This is a genomic window from Micromonospora sediminicola (assembly GCF_900089585.1).
GTDB classification, from domain to species: Bacteria; Actinomycetota; Actinomycetes; order Mycobacteriales; family Micromonosporaceae; genus Micromonospora; species Micromonospora sediminicola.
On sequence record NZ_FLRH01000003.1, the window covers coordinates 247,301 to 266,441 of the forward strand.

A 19,141-nucleotide genomic window follows, 5' to 3' on the forward strand; every position below is an offset into this window, starting at 1 on the left:
GCGCGAGGAGTGAGCCGGGTTTGCGAGCCCCGCAGTCGCGAGCAAGGACGGCACAGTGAGCAACATCGTGGGGCGGATGCGCGAGGCGTTCCGGGGTGACCAGCGGGTCGACCCGGACGTCCTGATCGCGCGCCTCCAGGCGGTCCAGCGCTTCCTCGGCGCGGTCGACGGCCAGGTGCCCGACGCCCAGCTCGTCGCCGCGCACACCGTGGTCGAGCGGGCCGGTGACCGGCTCGCCCTCTCCGGCCGTCACACCGTGGTCGCCCTCGCCGGCGCCACCGGCAGCGGCAAGTCCAGCCTGTTCAACGCGCTGGCCCGGATGGACCTCTCCCCGGTCGGCGTCCGCCGCCCGACCACCGGCGTGACCCACGCCTGCGTCTGGGGCCCGCTCGACGGCGCGGTCCGGCTGCTCGACTGGGTCGGGGTGCTGCCCCGGCACCGGTTCGTCCGGGAGAGCCCGCTCGACGGTGACGACGAGTCGACCCTGCACGGGCTGGTCCTGCTGGACCTGCCCGACTTCGACTCCGTCCAGCACACCCACCGGCTGGAGGTCGACCGGCTGCTCGGCCTGGTCGACCTCGTGGTCTGGGTGGTCGACCCGCAGAAGTACGCCGACCGCGTGATCCACACCAGCTACCTGCGCGAGTTCCACCGGCACAAGGACGTCACCGTCGTGGTGCTCAACCAGGCCGACCGGTTGCCCCCGACCGAGCTGCCCCGGGTCCTCGACGACCTGCGCCGGCTGCTCGACGCCGACGGGCTGGGCGGCGTGCCGCTGTTGCCCACCGTGGCGGTGGATCCGGCCGGGCTGGACGGGCTGCGGGGTGAGTTGGAGCGTACGGTCGCCGAACGGCAGGCCGCCCTGCGCCGGCTCTCCGGCGACGTGGACGCCGTGGTGGCCGACCTCGAACCGCTGGTCGGGCCGGAGCCACCGGCCACCCGGCCCGGTGACGCCTCGGCCCAGGAACTCACCCGGGCGCTGGCCGGCGCGGCCGGGGTGGCGACCGTCGCGCACGCGGTCGAGGGGGCCTACCGGCACCGGGCCGTGGCCAGCACCGGCTGGCCGCTGGTGCGGGGGTGGCGGAAGCTGCGGCCGGACCCGTTGCGCCGGCTGCACCTGCCCGGGCGGGACCCGGACGCGCCGGCGGAGAGCCTGGTCGCGGCCACCTCCGTACCCGATCCGACGGCCGCGCAGCGGTCGGCGCTGAACCTGGCCATCCGGGCGGTGGCCGACCGGTCCAGCGCCGAGCTGCCGGCGCCGTGGCCGACCGCGGTGACCAGCGCGGCCCGGTCCCGCCTGGGCGAGCTGCCGGGCGCGCTCGACCACGCGGTGGCCGCCACCGACCTCGGCATGGACCGCCGCCCAAGCTGGTGGCGGGTGGTCGGCGGGCTCCAGTGGCTGGTCACCCTCGCGGCGCTGGGCGGGCTGGTCTGGCTGGTCCTCGGGTACGCCCTGCGCCTGCTCGGCCTGCCGCCGCTGGAGCACCCGAAGCTCGGCGAGGTGCCCTGGCCCACCGTGCTGCTGCTCGGCGGACTGCTGGCCGGGCTGCTGGTCGCGGTGCTGACCCGCCCGGTGGTCGGCTGGGCGGCCCGGCGGGCCCGGCGTCGGGCCGAGCAGCGCCTGCTCACCTCGGTCGGCAGCGTCGGCGAGAAGTACGTGCTGGACCCGGTCTGGGCGGTGCTGGCGCGCTACGGCACGGCCCGCGACGCGGTGCGGGACGCCGGGCGACGCTGAACCCGGCGCGCTGGCCGATGTGGTGGCCGGCAGCGCGGCGTAGGGTCGACGCATGGCCACGCCACAGACCCCCTACGACGCGGTGCTGCACGCCGCGCGCGACGTGACGAGGCTCGACTCCGCCCTGGACGCGGAGATGCTCGGCGCCGCGTTGCTGGGCAGCGTCTACGCCGTCGCGGAGCACGACCGCGAGCACGCCGTCCGCGAGTTCGTGGCCGGCTTCCTCGCCGCCACGTCCCGCCGGCGCAGCGCCGCCGCCACCACCATCCGCGCCGTCTTCGCCACCCTGGTGCCCGACGCCGAGGGCGCCGCCCGGGTCCGGCCCGGCGCGCACGCCCCGGCATGGGCCGGCCAGCTCGGTCGGGTGCGCGTCACCGGCGCCTGGGCGTACGGCGACGTGTACGGCGACCAGACCTCCTACCTCGCCACGTTCGCGTACGACGACGAGGAGCAGGGCGGCCCGGAGCACGCCCTGGTGGCGCTCGTCGACCACAACATCGGCATCACCAAGGACGTGTTCGTCGGCGGCCCGGCGGCCCGGATCGTCGAGCAGGCCCGGGAGATCTGCACCGAGGACGAGTTCACCTGGTTCCGCACCGAGGACCCGGCCCGGATGCACGCGGGGGTGAGCCGTCACCTGGCGGTCACCGACGACCTCGCCGAGCTGCCCACCCAGGGTTCGCTCGCCACCGACCGGGCCCTGGTGGGCGCCCGGCTGGCCGTACTGCCCGGGCAGGCCCCGCCGGCCGGACCGGCCGTCGTGCTCCCGCCCACCGACGAGGAACGGACCCGCCTGGTACGCGCCTTCCTCGACTCGCCCGAGGCCGCCCGGTTCGGCCTGCCCCAGGTCGCCGACGGCGAGCTGGCCTCCCTGCACTTCTGCCTCGGCCTGCTGCTCGACCACGCGGCGAGCTTCCCGGACGCGGACCCGATGCGGTGGAGCCCGATGGTGGCCGAGCTGTTCCTGCTCGACTGGGTGCACCGTCGGGCCGTGCTGGACATGGACGACGCGGCGATGCTGCCCCGGGTGCTCCGCGCCTGGGCGGCGTACGCGGCCCGGCAGCGGGGGCTGTCGCAGCCGGCGGCCGACCGGACGGACGAGACGATCACCGAGATGGTGCCCGAGTTCGCCCGGCTCTACAGCACCGGTGAACGGCGCAGCCCGGCCACCGCGGCGGTGGCCCAGCTGATGGCGGACGGCGTGGACCCGGACGACCCGGAGGCACTGAACGCCTGGATCGAGGCCAACCGGCACCGCCTCACCGACGACCCCGCCTGACCGGTCCGCCTGACCGGCCCGCCTGACCGGCCCGTGTGACGGTGCCTGCGTGCCGGCTGCAAATGATCAACACCGGCTCGCCCGGATGTGCCTCTCGCGTGACGCTGCGTGACGCGAGAGGCGAAGCCTCGGGAAGAGAGCGATATACCGGAGAGTCATAAATATGACTCCTGGTCATATCGCTCGTGACTGGTCGGGCCATCCGGCGGCGGACCGGCCGATCAGGCCGGCCCGACCACGCCGCGCGGATCGCCCGGGTCAGGCCGGCCGGACACTCCGGCCCCCGGGCCGGCCGAGCGAGAACGGGCTCGGCGCGGACCGGCTGGGCGCGACCGTCGCGCTCGGAAGCGGCGTATCGTCCGGCTCTCCACTCGGCGCGGGGCCGCCGCTCGGCGCGGGGCCGCCGCTCGGCGCGGGGCCGCCGCTCGGCGCGGGGCCGCCGCTCGGCGCGGGGCCGCCGCTCGGCGCGGGGCCGCCGCTCGGCGCGGGGCCGCCGCTCGGCGCGGGGCCGCCGCTCGGCGCGGGGCCGCCGCTCGGCGCGGGGCCGCCGCTCGGCGCGGGGCCGCCGCTCGGCTCGGAGGTCGGCTCCGGCGAACCGCCCGACGATCCGGGCGTCGGTTCGGCGGACGAGCCGGACGGCTCGGGGCTCGGGCTCGGTCCGGGAGTCCCGGGGTCGGACGGCGACGGGGACGGGGAGGGCACCGGCGACGGGCGCGGCGGCCGGACCGGCGTGGGCCGGGTGGGCGTGGCCGGCGGCGTCGGCGCGGTGGCCGGCCGGGACCGACGCTCGCGGACGAGGTCGCTGTCGTCGGCCGGGACCGGGGCGGCCGGCAGCACCGGTCGCGGGGGCACGGTGGTGGCGCCGGCCACGGGCGTGGGCGCGGGGAGCACCGGGGCCTGGGTGGTCTGCGGCAGCGGGACGACCACCGGGCCGACCGAGGGCGTGGGGAGGAACGGGGTGCTGGTGTCCGGGAGCGCGCTGTTCCCCACGGTCGCCGAGCCGGCGCTGATCGCGGCCAGGATCGGCATCGACGCGGTGCCGGCGAGCAGCGCCACGGTCAGCAGGTAGCCGCGGCTCGGTCCGCCGGCTCCGGGAGCCCGGTGCGCGCCGACCACGCGGCGGTAGCGGGCGGCGGGCAGGGCCCGGTGCCGGCCGAGGAAGGGAGCACCGGGAGGACCCTCTGGCTCGGACACCGGGCACACTCCTCGTACGCGTCGACGTGGACGGGAGAGCACGCGCGCATATTCGGACAAATGCCGCGCGAAGGCTCACCGTCAGCTTGGACCAGTGACGCTCAGTTCACCAGCCACCACCGCGTGTCGACACACAATTTGTCCGTCGGCCCTACCTGACACATCGGGCAAAAACGTCTATGCGTCGCGAACCCGATCGAACGTCACCGACGGGGGAGGCCATACTGTGGGCCCGCTCACCTCCTCTGCAATCATTCAGGCACGACGGCAACGCAGCCGCCACCTCCGCGCACCCCGCGGCTGGTGCGGTACGGCGCCGGCGCTCCCGGGCCTGGGTCCCCCGACGGACCCCGGCTCACGCCGCGCGGCAACCCTCACCGGGGCTAGGCGCGGTCGCCAGGGACCGACCCGGCAGCAGCCGGGCGGGCGCACGAGGTGCGCGGCTCGGGTCACCCCCGGCGCCGGCGCAGACAGACAGGGAGAGACGGATGGCAAAGGGCGACCCCGGGGCCGCCACCCGCAGCAAGCGGGCCGCACCCCGAACCAGGCGCGCCGCCGCGACCGGCGAGCCGGAACTCGTACAGCTGCTCACTCCCGAGGGCGAGCGGATCGAGACCGCGCTCGGCCCGGACGGGACCGAGTACCGCGTCGACTTCACCGACGAGGAGTACCGCGGGCTCTACCGCGACCTCGTCCTGGTCCGCAAGCTCGACGCCGAGGCCACCGCGCTCCAGCGTCAGGGCGAGCTGGGCCTGTGGGCCAGCCTGCTGGGCCAGGAGGCCGCCCAGGTCGGCTCCGGCCGGGCGCTGCGCGCGCAGGACATGGCGTTCCCCACCTACCGGGAGCACGGCGTGCTCTACTGCCGTGGCATCGACCCGATCATGCCGCTGGGCCTGTTCCGCGGCGTGGACCAGGGCGGCTGGGACCCGAACGAGTTCAAGTTCAACATGTACACGATCGTGATCGGGGCGCAGACCCTGCACGCGACCGGGTACGCCATGGGTGTCGCCATGGACGGCAGGACCGGCGGCGAGGACGGCGAGGCGGTGATCGCCTACTTCGGCGACGGCGCCACCAGCCAGGGCGACGTCAACGAGTCGTTCGTCTGGGCCAGCGTCTTCAACGCCCCGCTGGTGTTCTTCTGCCAGAACAACCAGTACGCCATCTCCGAGCCGCTGGAGCGGCAGACCCGGGTCCCGCTCTACCGGCGGGCCGGCGGGTTCGGCTTCCCCGGCGTCCGGGTGGACGGCAACGACGTGCTCGCGTCGTACGCGGTGACCCGGCACGCGCTGGACAACGCGCGCAACGGCCAGGGGCCGAGCCTGATCGAGGCGTACACCTACCGGATGGGCGCGCACACCACCTCCGACGACCCCACGCGCTACCGGATCGCCAGCGAGGTCGAGGCCTGGCAGGCCAAGGACCCGATCGCCCGGATGAAGGCGTTCCTGCTCAAGCAGCAGATCGCCGACGAGTCGTTCTTCACCGAGGTCGACGAGCAGGCCCGCACCGAGTCGGTGCACCTGCGCGAGCGGGTGCTCACCATGCCCGACCCGCAGCCGGTCAGCATGTTCGACCACGTCTACCCGCACGGGTCGCCCGAGCTGGACGAGCAGCGGGCCCGGTTCTCGCAGTACATGGAGTCGTTCGAGGGGAGCGCCCACTGATGGCCACGGAGACGCTCACCCTCGGCAAGGCGCTCAACACCGGCCTGCGGCGGGCCCTGGAGAACGACCCCAAGGTCGTCATCATGGGCGAGGACGTCGGCAAGCTCGGCGGCGTGTTCCGCATCACCGACGGCCTGCAGAAGGACTTCGGCGACCAGCGGGTGATCGACACGCCGCTGGCCGAGTCCGGCATCATCGGCACCGCGGTCGGCCTGGCCATCCGCGGCTACCGGCCGGTCTGCGAGATCCAGTTCGACGGCTTCGTCTACCCCGCGTACGACCAGATCGTGTCGCAGGTGGCGAAGATGCACTACCGCTCGCAGGGCAAGGTGCGGATCCCGATGGTCATCCGGATCCCCTACGGCGGCGGCATCGGCGCGGTGGAGCACCACTCCGAGTCGCCCGAGGCCTACTTCGCGCACACCGCCGGCCTCAAGGTGGTCACCTGCGCGAACCCGCAGGACGCGTACGTGATGATCCAGCAGGCCATCGCCTCGGACGACCCGATCGTGTTCCTGGAGCCGAAGCGGCGCTACTGGGAGAAGGGTCCGGTCGACCTGGACGCGCCGCTCGCCGACGCGTACCCGCTGCACTCGGCCCGGGTCGCGCGGCCCGGCACGGACGCCACCGTGCTGGCCTACGGCCCGATGGTGCGCACCGCGCTGGACGCGGCCACCGCCGCGGCCGAGGACGGCCGGGAGCTGGAGGTCGTCGACCTGCGCACGCTGTCCCCGCTGGACCTGACCGCCGCGTACGAGTCGGTGCGGCGCACCGGCCGCTGCGTGGTCGTGCACGAGGCCCCGGGCAACCTGGGCCTCGGGTCGGAGATCGCGGCCCGGGTCACCGAGGAGTGCTTCTACTCCCTGGAGTCCCCGGTGCTGCGGGTGACCGGCTTCGACACCCCCTACCCGGCCTCCCGGGTGGAGGAGGAGTACCTGCCGGACCTCGACCGGGTGCTCGACGCCGTCGACCGCACCTTCGGCTGGTGAGCGGCATGTCCCGGATCAAGGAGTTCAACCTGCCCGACCTGGGCGAGGGCCTGACCGAGGGCGAGATCCTCGCCTGGCTGGTCAAGGTGGGTGACGACATCGAGCTGAACCAGCCGATCGTCGAGGTGGAGACCGCGAAGGCGGCGGTCGAGATCCCGGCGAAGTGGGCCGGTCGGGTGCAGGCGATCTTCCACCCGGAGGGTTCGACGGTCGAGGTCGGCGTACCGATCATCGCGATCGACACCGACCCGGGCGCCGGGCCGGTGGAGGAGTCGACGACCGGTGCCCCGGCGTCGGCGCTGCCGACGCCGTCGGCCGCCTCGCTGGCCGCGGTCGAGGTCGCGCCCGCCGAGGGCATGGTCGAGCCGGGCCTGATCGGCGGCGCGGCCCCGGGCGGGCGGACCGCCGTGCTGGTCGGCTACGGCCCGCGCAACGCGCCGGCCAAGCGCCGGGCGCGCAAGGGCGACGTGCCGGCCCAGGCCGCCGCCCCGGCGCCGGTCGCGCCGGCGCCGGCCCCCGTCGCGCCCGCTCCGGCGGTGAACGGCAACGGCCGGGTCTCCGGTCCGGTGCTGGCCAAGCCGCCGGTCCGCAAGCTCGCCAAGGACCTCGGGGTCGACCTGGCCACGCTGACCGGCTCCGGTCCGCTGGGCTCGATCACCCGGGAGGACGTACAGCGGGCGGCGAGCGGCACCCCGGCGGCGGCCGAGCCGCTGACGGTCACCGCGCCGGCGACGTCGGTCGCGAGCTTCGGCGCGGACCGCGAGCAGCGCATCCCGGTCAAGGGGGTACGCAAGCTGACCGCGGAGAACATGGCCCGCTCGGCGTTCACCGCCCCGCACGTGACGGAGTTCCTCACCGTCGACGTGACCCGGGCGATGAAGGCGCTGGACCGGCTCCGCGATCGGCGGGAGTGGCGCGAGGTGCGGGTCTCCCCGCTGCTGCTGGTCGCCAAGGCGGTGCTGCTGGCGGTCAAGCGCCACCCGATGGTCAACTCGACCTGGGCCGGCGACGAGATCGTGGTGAAGGAGTACGTGAACCTGGGCATCGCGGCGGCCACCGAGCGGGGCCTGATCGTGCCGAACATCAAGGACGCCGGCCGGCTCTCGCTGCGCGAGCTGGCGGACGCGATGACCGGCCTGGTGCAGACCGCGAAGTCGGGGAAGACCTCCCCGGCGGACATGTCCGGGGGCACGCTCACCATCACCAACGTCGGCGTCTTCGGCGTCGACACCGGTACGCCGATCCTGCCTCCGGGCGAGTCGGCGATCCTCGCCTTCGGCGCGGTCCGGGAGCAGCCCTGGGTGCACAAGGGCAAGGTGAAGGCGCGCCTGGTCACCACGCTCGGGCTCTCCTTCGACCACCGGATCATCGACGGTGAGCTGGGCTCGAAGTTCCTCCGCGACATCGGGGACTTCCTGGCCGACCCGGAGGCGGCGCTGCTCGCCTGGACCTGACCTACCACCGCTCCGGTCGACGGCCGGTGTGCCACGGGTGAACGCCCGGCACACCGGCCGTTGCCGTTGGGGGTGAAATCGTCGGTTCAGGAGGGCATCCGACCTACGATCCTTAGGTGCGTGGTTCAGCTCACCTAATAATCGATGGCGTTCGGCGGCGTCATGCGCTTCAATAGAGACATCAAGGGGCTGACAACCGAATAGCCAGGAGGAGACCCAAGATGAGCATGATCGAGCGAATCCGCACCCGCCGCGACGCCAACCGCCGGGCCCGTGCCATCGAGCACGCCCTGCGTTCCGCCAACTCGCCCGCGGTCCGGAACGAGCTTCTCGCCATCGCCCAGCGTCACATGAGCTGACGCCACCGACCTTTCTCACCTCCTCCAGTTCGAAGACCCGCCCGGCACGCCGGGCGGGTCTTCGGCGTATCCGGGGTCGGTCGGCACCGGGATTCCACCCCGCCGCACCGCCCGGTACGGTTGGCACGGTCGCCAACCGACTGCCTCCGGACCGACGAGGGAAGCGAAACCCATCGACGTCGCCCGGTGACTCTCGGTGGCGACTGAGGCTCCCCCGAGCGCCTTCGGGCGACCACCGGATACGGTGCGGGGAGCCCGCACGGCCGGTACCCGCCGGCGACGCCGGTGGCCATGCCGACGGTTCCCGACCGGCATCGGCGGCCGACCTGTGATGGAGGAGGCGCACCCATGACGTCCGAGGCTCCGCACCGCCCCGGCCAGGAGCCGGGCGAGGTGTCGCCGGGCACCGGCGGACCGGTGCCGTACGGCGATCAGCCGGCGCAGCAGGACAACGGGTACAACGGGTCGTCCGACCTCGGCTGGGCCCCGCCCCCGCCGGCCGGTCGGCCCACCCAGCCGGCCCCCGCCTGGGCTGCGCCCGACGACCAGCCACCCGCCTGGGGCCCGCCCCCGGGCCAGCCGGTCAGCGGCCGGGCCAGCGCCCAGGTTCCGCCGCCCGCGGACCAGGGCGGCCGGGGCCAGCAGCCCGCCTGGGGCGCCCCCGAGCAGGGCGCGCCGGCCTGGGCCGCGTCCGGCCCGGGCAACCCGACGTGGGCCACGCCCGAGCAGCCCGGCCCGGAGCGGTCCACCGAACCGGCACCGCCCGCGTGGGCCGCCGCGCCACCGAGCGGTCCCGCCGAGCCGGCGCCCCCGGCCTGGGCCGCCGAGCAGAACAGTCCCACGTGGAATGCCGGCGGATCCTCCGGCGAGCAGCCGGCGTGGGCCCAGTCCGGCGACGCGGGTGCCCGCGGCACCGGCTACGTCCCGGCCCCGGCCACCGTGCCGAACGAGTCCTGGGCCACCCCGGCCGGCGCCGACGACCCGCACCGCTCCGGCGGGTTCACCCCGGGCGTCGGGCAGCAGGACGACGACCCGGGCCGCTCCGGCGGCTGGGCCGTCGGCGCCGCCGCCCAGCCGGACGACCCGAACCGCTCGGGCGGCTGGACGCCGCGCGACGAGCAGCCCGCCGGCGACGACCCGCACCGCTCCGGCGGTTGGACGCCCCGCGACAGCCAGCCGGCCTGGACCCCGCCGGGCCCGCAGACCGGCGCGACCTGGCCGCCCGCCGAGCCGCCCGCCCGTGCCGCCGCCAAGGTCTCCGTGCCCGGCGCCGCCCGACCCGACGCCTGGTCCAACCAGGAGCAGTCCGACCAGGACAACCGCGCGACCGGCGCCGAGGACGACCCGCACCGCTCCGGTGGATGGCCCGCTCCGCAGGCCGAGAGCCGGTCCGGTGGCTGGGACGAGTCCACCCGCGACGACGACCCGGACCGCTCCGGCGGCTGGGCCGCCGGAGGCCGGGCCGAGGCTCCGCAGCCGGGGGGCTGGGGCGGTCCGGAACAGCAGTCCCGCTCCGCCGGCGGGTGGAGCGGCGCCGCCGCCGTGCCGCAGCAGCGTGAGCCCGAGCGGCCGACCGACGAGCCGGCGCAGCCGGCCTGGGGAGCCGCTGGCGAGTCGTCGGCCCGGGCCAGCGTGTCCGTACCGGCGCCGGACGGCCGGCGCGGCCACCAGGACGAGCGCGGCGCCGAGCGCCCGGCGGTGCCGGACGCTGAGCCGTGGTCGCCGGACGAGGCCTGGGGACGGGCCGACGAGAGTGGTCAGGCGGCGTCGCCGGGCTGGCAGCCCGAGAGCGCGCCGGTCTACCAGCCGGCGCCCGCGCCGGGCATCTCCGCCGGCAACGCGGTGCCGCTGCCCGCCCAGGAGCAGCGGCGGGTGCCGGGCGCGGCTCTGGCAGCCTCGCCGCCCGCCGACCACCCGGCAGCGCCCTACGCACCGGCCGAGCGCGAACCCCAGGCGTACGAGCCGGAGCACGGTGACGCCGGCTGGGGCGCGGCCCGCCCCGGGCACGAGGAGCCGCAGTCACCCGCCGGTCCGGCCGTTCCGGGCCCGCGCACGTCGCCCGAGTCCGGCCCGGTCTCGGCCAGCGCGTCGGTGCCGATGACCAGCCGGGTCACCCCGCCGTCCGACCAGCCCCTGCACCCGACCGGCACGCCGGCGCCCCAGCCCCGGGTGTACGGCCGGCCGGCCCGGCCGGAGCCCGACGAGACTCCCGAGGCGGACGAGGCACCCGCCTTCGGCGGCCCGCAGTCCCGCCCGGACGACGCGCGCGGCTTCGCCGGGCCCGACGACCGTCCCGGGTTCCCGGGGCAGGACGACCGTCCCGGGTTCCCAGGACACGACGACCGTCCCGGGTTCGTCGGACACGACGACCGCTCCGGGTTCCCAGGACACGACGACCGTCCCGGGTTCCCGCGGCAGGACGACCGGTCGGGCCACCGCGGGTCGGACGGCCCGCGGCAGGATGGTCCGTCCGGGTTCGCCGGGCCGCAGTCCCGGTCGGACGACGACGGGCCGCACGGATACGCCGACGCCCCGGCGGCGCCGCCGTCCTCGCCGGCCGCCCCGCCGCCCTTCCCGATGGGCGTACCGTCCTTCGTCGACCCGCCCGGCAACGACCGTCCCGCCAACGGCGTCCACCCGCACGGCGAGCAGCCCGGCGGCCCGCGCGACCCGTTCGGCGGCCCTGGCGGCCAGCCCCCGTACGGCAACCAGGACCTGTACGGCGGTCCCGGAGGCCAGCAGGACCCGTTCGGCGGCCCCGGTGGGCGTCCCGACCCGTTCGGCGGGCCGCAGGACGGCTACGGCCCACCGGCCGGCGGACGCGCCTCGGTCGCGGTGCCCGGTCAGGGCGGCGATCCGGGCGGCTTCCCGCCCGCGTTCCCGCCGCCGCCGCAGCAGGCCCCGCCGGCCTGGTCCCCCGACGGCCCGTCCGGAGATCAGGACCAGGGCCGGTTCGACGCGTTCAAGCCGGAGGCCGAGCCGAAGACCGAGGCGCCCACGCCGAAGGTGCGCAACGGCCGGGTGCTGGCCGCCGTGCTGGTCGCGGCCGTGCTCATCCTCGCCGTGCCGCTCGGCCTGCTCACCCTGCTCGGCAAGGTGGGTGACGACAAGCCGGCGGGCTTCGACCCGGCGGTCGGCTCCTGCATCAAGCAGTCGGGGCAGAGCGCGGTGGCCGCGGACTGCGGCGAGCAGGGCGCGTTCACCGTGGTGTCGAAGGTGGACAACAAGGACAAGTGCGCGGACCTGTCCCAGCCCACGGTCGACCTCCAGGGCGGCGGCACCAACCGGGTGCTCTGCCTGAAGCCGGCCGGTCAGTAACCCACGTTCCCCGAGGCGCCCGTCCCCACCCGGGGGCGGGCGCCCCGCGTTGCCCGCCCGGGGCGCGGTGTGCGTCTGTTCACTCGGCCGTCCCGGGGGAGTCGGCCGGGGCGGTGCGGCACGATGGGGGCATGAGCGCACGAGTACGGGCACCCGAGCTGCGCGGTCGCGGCTGGCTGAACACCGGCGGCAGGGCCGTCACGCTGGCCGACCTGCGGGGCAAGATCGTTTTGCTGGACTTCTGGACCTTCTGCTGCATCAACTGCCTGCACGTGCTCGACGAGCTGCGCCCGCTCGAGAAGAAGTACGGCGACGTGCTGGTCGTGATCGGGGTGCACTCGCCGAAGTTCGAGCACGAGAAGGACCCGGACGCGCTGGCCGCGGCCGTCGAGCGGTACGGCGTGCACCACCCGGTGCTCGACGACCCCGAGATGGACATGTGGCAGCAGTACGCCGCCAAGGCGTGGCCGACGCTCTCGGTGGTCGACCCCGAGGGCTACGTGGTCGCCACGATGGCCGGCGAGGGGCACGCCGAGGGCCTGGCCCGGCTGGTCGACGACCTGATCGCCACCCACGAGGCGAAGGGCACGCTGCACCGGGGCGAGGGCCCGTACGTGCCGCCGGCCGAGCCGGAGACGGCGCTGCGCTTCCCCGGCAAGGCCGTGCCGCTCGACGGCGGCAACCTGCTGGTCTCGGACTCCGCCCGACACTCAGTGGTCGAGCTGGCCCCGGACGCGGAGACCGTGGTCCGCCGGATCGGCACCGGCGCCCGTGGCCGCACCGACGGCCCGGCGGAGGGCGCGACGTTCGCCGAGCCGCAGGGCCTGTGCCTGCTGCCGCCGCACGTGGCCGAGGTCGCCGGCTACGACCTGGTCGTCGCGGACACGGTCAACCACCTGCTGCGCGGCGTACGGCTGGAGACCGGCGAGGTGGTCACCGTGGCCGGCACCGGGCGGCAGTGGCGCTCGACGGTCGACGACCACGCGCACGACGCGCGCTCGGTCGACCTCTCCTCCCCCTGGGACGTGGCCTGGTACGACGACCGGGTGGTCGTGGCGATGGCCGGCATCCACCAGCTCTGGTGGTTCGACCCGATCAAGCGCACCGCCGGCATGTACGCCGGTACCACGGTCGAGGCGCTGCGGGACGGGCCGCTGCCGGACGTCTGGATGGCGCAGCCGTCCGGGCTCGCCGTCTCGGCCGACGGGGCCCGGCTCTGGATCGCCGACAGTGAGACCAGCGCGATCCGCTGGGTCGAGGCGGGTGAGATGCACACCGCCGTGGGGCAGGGCCTGTTCGACTTCGGGCACGTCGACGGTCCGGCCGACCAGGCGCTGCTCCAGCACCCGCTGGGGGTGTGCGCGCTGCCCGACGGTTCGGTGCTGATCGCGGACACGTACAACGGCGCGGTGCGCCGCTTCGACCCGGGGACCGGGCAGGTGGGCACCGTGGCCGACGGGCTGGCCGAGCCGAGCGACCTGGTGCTCACCACCGACGGCGAGGTGCTTGTGGTCGAGTCGGCCGCGCACCGGCTGACCCGGCTGGCGCCGGGCGCGTTGACCGCGGCGGGCGCGAACACGGTGCAGGGCCCGCGACACCGGCTGGAGCGCAAGCCCACCGACGTGACCGCCGGCGAGCTGACGCTCGACGTCATCTTCACGCCGGCACCGGGGCAGAAGCTCGACGAGACGTACGGGCCGTCGACCCGGCTGGTGGTGTCGGCGTCCCCGCCGAAACTGCTGGTGGAGGGCGCGGGGACGACCACCGACCTGTCCCGCCGACTGGTGATCGACGGGGACGTGGCGCAGGGCGTGTTGCAGGTGACCGCGCAGGCGGCGACGTGCGACGCCGACGTCGAGCACGCCGCCTGCCATCTGACCCGACAGGACTGGGGCGTACCGGTGCGGGTGGTGGCCGGTGGCGCCGCCCGTCTCCCGCTGGTGCTGCGCGGCTTGGACGAGTCCTGACCTGACGAGTGTTAGGAGGGGCCCCTTGTTATGCAGAATGCGTTAACAGGGGGCCCCTCCTTTCACGCGAACGGAGTGAGCGTGACCCCCGCGTCGATGAGCGCCGCGCGCACCAGCTCGCCGCACCGCACCGCCCCCGGCGTGTCCCCGTGCAGGCAGATCGACTCGACCGGGCAGGGGACCACGCTGCCGTCGACGGCGACCACGGTCCGCTCGACCGCCATCCGCACCGCCCGGACCGCGACCTGGTCGGGGTCGGTCACCAACGCGTTCGGGGCGCTGCGGGGCACCAGCGTCCCGTTGGGAAGATAGTTGCGGTCGGCGAAGCCCTCGGCCACCACCCGCAGGCCGGCACCGGCCGCGAGCTGGGCGAGCACCGTGCCGGGTTGGCAGAGCACCGGCAGCTCGTGGTCGTACCCGCTGATCGCCGCCACCAGCGCGGCGGCCTGCGCCTCGTCGCACGCCGCCGCGTGGTAGAGCGCGCCGTGCGGTTTCAGATAGCGCACCCGGGTGCGGTACAGCCGGCAGAACGCGTCCAGCGCGCCGAGCTGGTAGATCGTCTCGTCGCGCAGCTCGGCGAAGTCGTAGGCGATGTGCCGCCGGCCGAAGCCGGCGAGGTCCCGATAGCCGACCTGCGCGCCGACCGCGACACCACGTTCGGCGGCGGCGGCGCAGACCCGGTGCATGGTGGCCGCGTCGCCGGCGTGGAAGCCGCAGGCCACGTTCGCGGAGCTGATCAGGCCGAGCAGCGCCTCGTCGTCGCCGAGCCGCCAGCTGCCGAATCCCTCACCCAGGTCAGCGTTGAGGTCCATGGAACCTCACCGTAGTCCCTGGGCGGGCCTGGGCGAGCGCTGTCACGTCGTCCACCACCCCGATGACCGGGTAGCCGCCCGTGGTGGGGTGGTCGGCGAGGAAGACCAGCGGCTGGCCGTCCGGGGGCACCTGCACCGCGCCGAGCACCAGGCCCTCACTGGGCAGTTCGCCGGCCACCGCGCGGGGCAGGGCCGCGCCGGCCAGCCGCGCGCCGACCCGGTTGCTGTCCGGACCCACCGTGTACGCGTCGCGGCACAGCAGGTCGAACGCGGCCGGGGTGAACCAGTCCTGCCGGGGGCCGGGGCGCACGGCCAGCCGCACCTCGGCCGGCACCGGCCGGGTGACGGCGACGTCGACCGGGGCCGGCGGTCCGGCCGGCGTGCCCAGCGGCAGCCGGTCGCCGTCGCGCAGCGGCGGCGGTCCGAGCCCGGAGAGCGTGTCGGTGGCCCGACTGCCGAGCACCGGCTCGACCGCGATCCCGCCGGACACGGCCAGCCAGGTACGCACTCCGGCGCGAGCCGGGCCGACCCGCAGCACCGCCCCGGCCGGCAGCGACAGCGGCCGACCCACGTCAGCGGGCCGCCGCGTACCCGCCACCACGTCATCGGGCCGCCGCGCACCCGCCGTCACCTGGGCGCCTGCCTCGACGGTCCCGCGGCCGGTGCGGCGGTCGGCGGCCACCGGCCCGGGCACGGTGGCCGGGCCGGTCGGGGGCCACTCGACCAGAACGTCGGCGGGAGCGCCGGTGAGCGCGACGGTGACCGCCCGGGTGACGCGCAGCACGCAGCCGGTCAGGGTGATCTCCAGGCCGGCGGCGTGCTCGGGGTTGCCGACGAGCCGGTTGGCCAGGCGCAGCGCGTCCGGGTCGAGCGCGCCGGACCGGGGTACGCCGAGGTGGGCCCAGCCGGGTCGGCCCTGGTCCTGCACGGTGGTGAGCGGGCCGGCCCGCAGCACTTCGATCACCGGGTCTCGACCAGCCGGACCCGGGTGCCGGGGGCGAGCCGGGCCGGCGGGTCGGCGTGCACGTCGAACAGCGGCAGGTCGGTCCGCCCGACCAGCAGCCAGCCGCCGGGCGACGCGGTGGGATAGATCCCCGCGTACGGGCCGGCGAGCGCGACCGAGCCGGCCGGCACCCGGGTACGCGGGGTGGCGAGCCGGGGCACGGCCAGCTCCCGGGGCAGCCCGGTGAGGTAGGCGAACCCCGGCGCGAAGCCGCAGAACGCGACCCGGAACTCGGTACGCCGTAGCCGCGCCACCACGTCCGGCACGTCGACGCCCCAGTGGTCGGCGACGGCGGGCAGGTCAGCCCCGTCGTACACGGTGGGCACCCGGACCTCGACGGAGTCGGCCCCGCGGGAGGTGTTCCGTGGCCGCCACCCGGCGATCCGCGCGGCCGTGGCCGCCGGGTCGGGCACGCCGTCGAGCAGAACCGTGACGGCCGCCGGGACGATCTCCCGGGCGGTCAGCTCGCCGGCGTCCCGCCGGTGCCACAGCTCGGCCCGCCAGGCCTCGACCTGGTCGGCGTCGTCGCAGTCGAGCAGCAGGGCGTGCGCCCCGACGGGCCGGATCCGCATCTGGCCATCCTCGCGTCAGCCGAGGTGACGGTCCACACTACTTGCAAGTAACCTACGGTGTCGTAACCTGATGAGGTGACCACCTCCGCACCGCTCCGGCTCCGGCCGGTCGACATCGGAAAGCCGCGCATGCGCGGCTGGCTGCACGCGTACGCGTTCTTCGCCGCGCTCGTCTGCGGCATCGTGCTCTGTTCGATCGCGGCCACCCGCCCCGGCTGGGCGCCGCTGGTCAGTTGCCTGATCTACAGCCTCACCGTCTGTGGGCTCTTCGGCACCAGCGCGCTCTACCACCGGCGCGTCTGGTCCGAGCGCGGCTACCAGATCATGCGCCGGATGGACCATTCGATGATCTTCGTGTTCATCGCCGGCACGTACACGCCGTTCTGCGCCCTGCTGCTGGACACCCGGCACGCCACGATCATGCTGGCCCTGGTCTGGGGCGGCGCGCTGGCCGGCGTCGCGGTCAAGCTGATCTGGCCGCACGCGCCGCGCTGGGTCTCCGCCCCGCTCTACCTGGCGCTCGGCTGGGTGGCCGTGACCATGCTGCCGCAGATTCTGCACGGCGGCGGGGTGACCGCGCTGGTGCTGCTGAGCGTGGGCGGCGCGATCTACAGCGTGGGCGCGGTGTTCTACGCGCTGCGCCGGCCGAACCCCTGGCCCACCGTCTTCGGCCACCACGAGTTCTTCCACGCCTGCACGCTGGTCGCGGCGATCTGCCACCACATCGCGATCTACTTCGCGCTGTTCGCCTGAGCCGGTCCGGCAACCGCGCCCCGGACACGCACGAGGGCCCCGCGCCGTTGCGGGGCCCTCGGGTCTGTGGGGGTCAGGCCGGGTAGCCCGAGCCCGGGCGGCGCACCTCGCGGTACTCCTCGCGCACGACCCGGTCGCCCTGCACCGGCACGACCGGCTCGGCGACGACCTGCTCGCGCACCGGCGCGGCCACCACCCGGCGGCGGCTGTTCCAGAAGTAGAGCGTGGTCAGCAGCCCGGCCAGACCGGCGAGCATGAGCACCCAGCCCACCACGTTGAGGTTCAGCCATCCCAGGTTGGCGTCGATGGCGAACGCGAAGATCGCGCCGAGCGCGATGAGGAAGATGCTGGCACCGATGCCCATGACGTCGCCTCCTTGGCGTCCTGCTGGCGTTTCCTGCCCGCCGCGGCCATGGATGAGGTAGCGGCACACATCGACATACCCAGGCGCTCTGATCGCCAATCAGGCAAGCTGGGCGCATGACGGACGGCAGGAACGGGGAGCGGACGCTGGTGCTGCTGCGGCACGCCAAGGCGGAGCAGGAGCGGGACGCACCGGACGCGGAGCGGTCGCTCACCGCGCGCGGTCACGCCGACGCGGCGGCCGCCGGCGCCTGGCTGGCCCGGCACGAACTGCTCCCCGACGTGGTCCTCTGCTCCCCGGCCCGGCGCACCCGGCAGACCTGGCACGGCGTGGCCATGGGCATGACGGGTTCCCCGCCCGAAGGCGGGCCGGCGGGGTCCACGCCCGCGGTGCGCTACGAGCCGACGGCGTACGAGGCGCACCCGGACGAACTGCTGGACCTGGTGCGGGCGGTCGACCCGGCGGCCGGCACGGTGCTCCTGGTCGCGCACAATCCGGGCATCTCACTGCTCTCCGCGCTGCTCGACCCGGAACGGGCGGATCCGGACGGCCTGCGCACCACCGACCTGGTGGTGCACCGCCCCACCACCCGCTGGGCCGACCTGACCCGCGCGCCCCTCACCGCCCGCCACACCGCTCGCGGCTGAGAGCCGCGGCTCCGGTCCGTTCACCGCACCCAGCGACGCCGGCCCCGGTCGCCGCTGCCGCTACCTGCTCGTCACAGGGCGGCCTCGTCGACTCGGGTCGCGGGTCCGCAGCCCGCACCCACCGCGCGGCACCGAGGAGCAGACCGTCGTGCCCGCCGCCGGCCTCGCGCTCGGCTGGCCTCCGCGCGCGGCCGCGCTCGCCAGGCGCACGCCCGCACGCCGTACGCCCGTCAGCAGGTGAGCAGGTGAGCAGGTGAGCAGGTGAGCAGGTGAGCAGGTGAGCAGGTGAATTTAGAGCGATATACCGCTGAGTCATAATTATGACTCAGCGGTATATCGGCTATTCAGCGGCGCATCCTCCGTGGGGGTTACCGACAGTCACCGGGCTCCCGGCGCGAGGAAGCCAGCCGGACCAGCGCGAGCACGTCGCGGCCCAGCACCGACGGCGCATCCGGGCGCGGAGAGCCGGCGTGGACAGCGCGTCCCGGCAGGACAAGACGGCCCGACGCGGTCCGGCGCGAGGAAGCGCACCCCATCGCGAGACGGCGCAGCCCGACGCCAGACGGCGCAGCCCGTCAGGACGGCGGGGCCGTCGGCGGGGGCGGGTCGGGCGGCGGCGGCATCATCGCGGTCGGGTGGGAGAGGCGGTTCTCCTCCACGATGAGCGTGCGGGCGCGCTTGCGTCGGTCCTGCCAGAACCACAGCGTGGTCAGCAGGACGCCCAGCCCGGCGAGGATGAAGACCCAGCCGACCGCGCGCAGGTCGATCCACCAGACGTTGGCCCGGATGGCGAAGGTCATGATCGCGCCGAGCGCGATGAGAAAGATGGCGCTACCAATGCCCATGTGCGCTGCACTCCCCCGTGCGATGGCCCTTGGGCGTGCTCCGGTCGTGGTCCGCGACGGTTACCCGCCCTCCGGCCGCCTATCCACCCTGGCCCGGCAACGCCGACGGCCGGCGGGCTGTCGCCCGCCGGCCGTCGGTGAGGGGAAGAGTGACGCTTCAGGGGATGAGGACCCCGGAAGGGC

General features: G+C 75.2%; 15 protein-coding genes and 1 pseudogene. 11 read left to right on the forward strand and 5 right to left on the reverse strand.

Annotated features, from left to right (window positions below; genetic code table 11):
- Positions 1–76 precede the first annotated feature (76 nt).
- The 9 genes from GA0070622_RS01635 to GA0070622_RS01675 all read left to right on the forward strand — a co-directional run bounded on the left by GA0070622_RS01635 (position 77) and on the right by GA0070622_RS01675 (position 13,962).
- Positions 77–1,735 (forward strand): GTPase, encoded by a 1,659-nt coding sequence (locus tag GA0070622_RS01635; RefSeq protein ID WP_091576742.1) that lies wholly within the window; start codon positions 77–79, stop codon positions 1,733–1,735.
- Between the two features lie 52 nt (positions 1,736–1,787).
- Positions 1,788–3,014, forward strand: coding sequence for a hypothetical protein (locus GA0070622_RS01640; RefSeq protein WP_091565941.1), 1,227 nt, complete (start codon positions 1,788–1,790; stop codon positions 3,012–3,014).
- Between the two features lie 163 nt (positions 3,015–3,177).
- Positions 3,178–4,083, forward strand: coding sequence for a collagen-like domain-containing protein (locus GA0070622_RS32945; protein WP_245666096.1), 906 nt, complete (start codon positions 3,178–3,180; stop codon positions 4,081–4,083).
- 613 nt (positions 4,084–4,696) lie between these two features.
- Positions 4,697–5,875 carry a pyruvate dehydrogenase (acetyl-transferring) E1 component subunit alpha gene (gene pdhA / locus GA0070622_RS01655; protein WP_091565944.1) on the forward strand — a complete coding sequence of 393 codons (1,179 nt, stop codon included), beginning with the start codon at positions 4,697–4,699 and terminating at the stop codon, positions 5,873–5,875.
- Entirely contained in the window at positions 5,875–6,864 is a 990-nt protein-coding gene (locus GA0070622_RS01660; protein WP_091565947.1) for an alpha-ketoacid dehydrogenase subunit beta, read from the forward strand. Before pdhA ends, GA0070622_RS01660 begins: the two co-directional genes overlap by 1 nt.
- Entirely contained in the window at positions 6,861–8,318 is a 1,458-nt protein-coding gene (locus GA0070622_RS01665) for a dihydrolipoamide acetyltransferase family protein (RefSeq protein WP_176558753.1), read from the forward strand. The genes GA0070622_RS01660 and GA0070622_RS01665 overlap by 4 nt, the downstream gene beginning before the upstream one ends.
- A gap of 221 nt (positions 8,319–8,539) precedes the next feature.
- On the forward strand, positions 8,540–8,677 hold the full coding sequence (locus GA0070622_RS32335; RefSeq protein WP_172967877.1) for a hypothetical protein: 138 nt from the start codon (positions 8,540–8,542) through the stop codon (positions 8,675–8,677).
- A gap of 348 nt (positions 8,678–9,025) precedes the next feature.
- Positions 9,026–11,995 (forward strand): LppU/SCO3897 family protein, encoded by a 2,970-nt coding sequence (locus GA0070622_RS01670; RefSeq protein WP_091565956.1) that lies wholly within the window; start codon positions 9,026–9,028, stop codon positions 11,993–11,995.
- Between the two features lie 131 nt (positions 11,996–12,126).
- The gene (locus GA0070622_RS01675) at positions 12,127–13,962 is read left to right on the forward strand and encodes an NHL domain-containing thioredoxin family protein (RefSeq protein WP_091565960.1); all 1,836 of its coding nucleotides are present in this window, start codon (positions 12,127–12,129) and stop codon (positions 13,960–13,962) included.
- A gap of 62 nt (positions 13,963–14,024) precedes the next feature.
- Here GA0070622_RS01675 and GA0070622_RS01680 read toward each other — a convergent pair whose 3' ends face one another.
- The 3 genes and pseudogenes from GA0070622_RS01680 to GA0070622_RS01690 form a co-directional block, all read right to left on the reverse strand.
- Positions 14,025–14,774 carry a LamB/YcsF family protein gene (locus tag GA0070622_RS01680; RefSeq protein ID WP_091565964.1) on the reverse strand — a complete coding sequence of 250 codons (750 nt, stop codon included), beginning with the start codon at positions 14,772–14,774 and terminating at the stop codon, positions 14,025–14,027.
- Positions 14,758–15,732: pseudogene (locus tag GA0070622_RS01685) on the reverse strand (5-oxoprolinase subunit C family protein); the annotation flags it as partial. The pseudogene GA0070622_RS01685 and the gene GA0070622_RS01680, both read right to left, overlap by 17 nt.
- A 2-nt stretch (positions 15,733–15,734) precedes the next feature.
- Positions 15,735–16,349 carry a 5-oxoprolinase subunit B family protein gene (locus tag GA0070622_RS01690; protein ID WP_091565973.1) on the reverse strand — a complete coding sequence of 205 codons (615 nt, stop codon included), beginning with the start codon at positions 16,347–16,349 and terminating at the stop codon, positions 15,735–15,737.
- 75 nt (positions 16,350–16,424) lie between these two features.
- Here GA0070622_RS01690 and trhA point away from each other — a divergent pair, with 75 nt between their 5' ends.
- Positions 16,425–17,102: a PAQR family membrane homeostasis protein TrhA gene (gene trhA, locus GA0070622_RS01695; RefSeq protein ID WP_091565976.1), complete on the forward strand. Its 678-nt coding sequence runs from the start codon at positions 16,425–16,427 to the stop codon at positions 17,100–17,102.
- Between the two features lie 73 nt (positions 17,103–17,175).
- On the opposite strand, the gene GA0070622_RS01700 is transcribed toward trhA, so the two are convergent.
- Positions 17,176–17,466, reverse strand: coding sequence for a DUF6458 family protein (locus GA0070622_RS01700; RefSeq protein WP_091565981.1), 291 nt, complete (start codon positions 17,464–17,466; stop codon positions 17,176–17,178).
- 116 nt (positions 17,467–17,582) lie between these two features.
- On the opposite strand from GA0070622_RS01700, the gene GA0070622_RS01705 reads away from it, so the two are divergent.
- The gene (locus tag GA0070622_RS01705) at positions 17,583–18,113 is read left to right on the forward strand and encodes a SixA phosphatase family protein (RefSeq protein ID WP_091565985.1); all 531 of its coding nucleotides are present in this window, start codon (positions 17,583–17,585) and stop codon (positions 18,111–18,113) included.
- A 575-nt stretch (positions 18,114–18,688) separates the two neighbouring features.
- On the opposite strand, the gene GA0070622_RS01710 is transcribed toward GA0070622_RS01705, so the two are convergent.
- Positions 18,689–18,958, reverse strand: a complete 270-nt coding sequence (locus tag GA0070622_RS01710; RefSeq protein WP_013283345.1) for a DUF6458 family protein — start codon at positions 18,956–18,958, stop codon at positions 18,689–18,691.
- Positions 18,959–19,141: the final 183 nt, after the last annotated feature.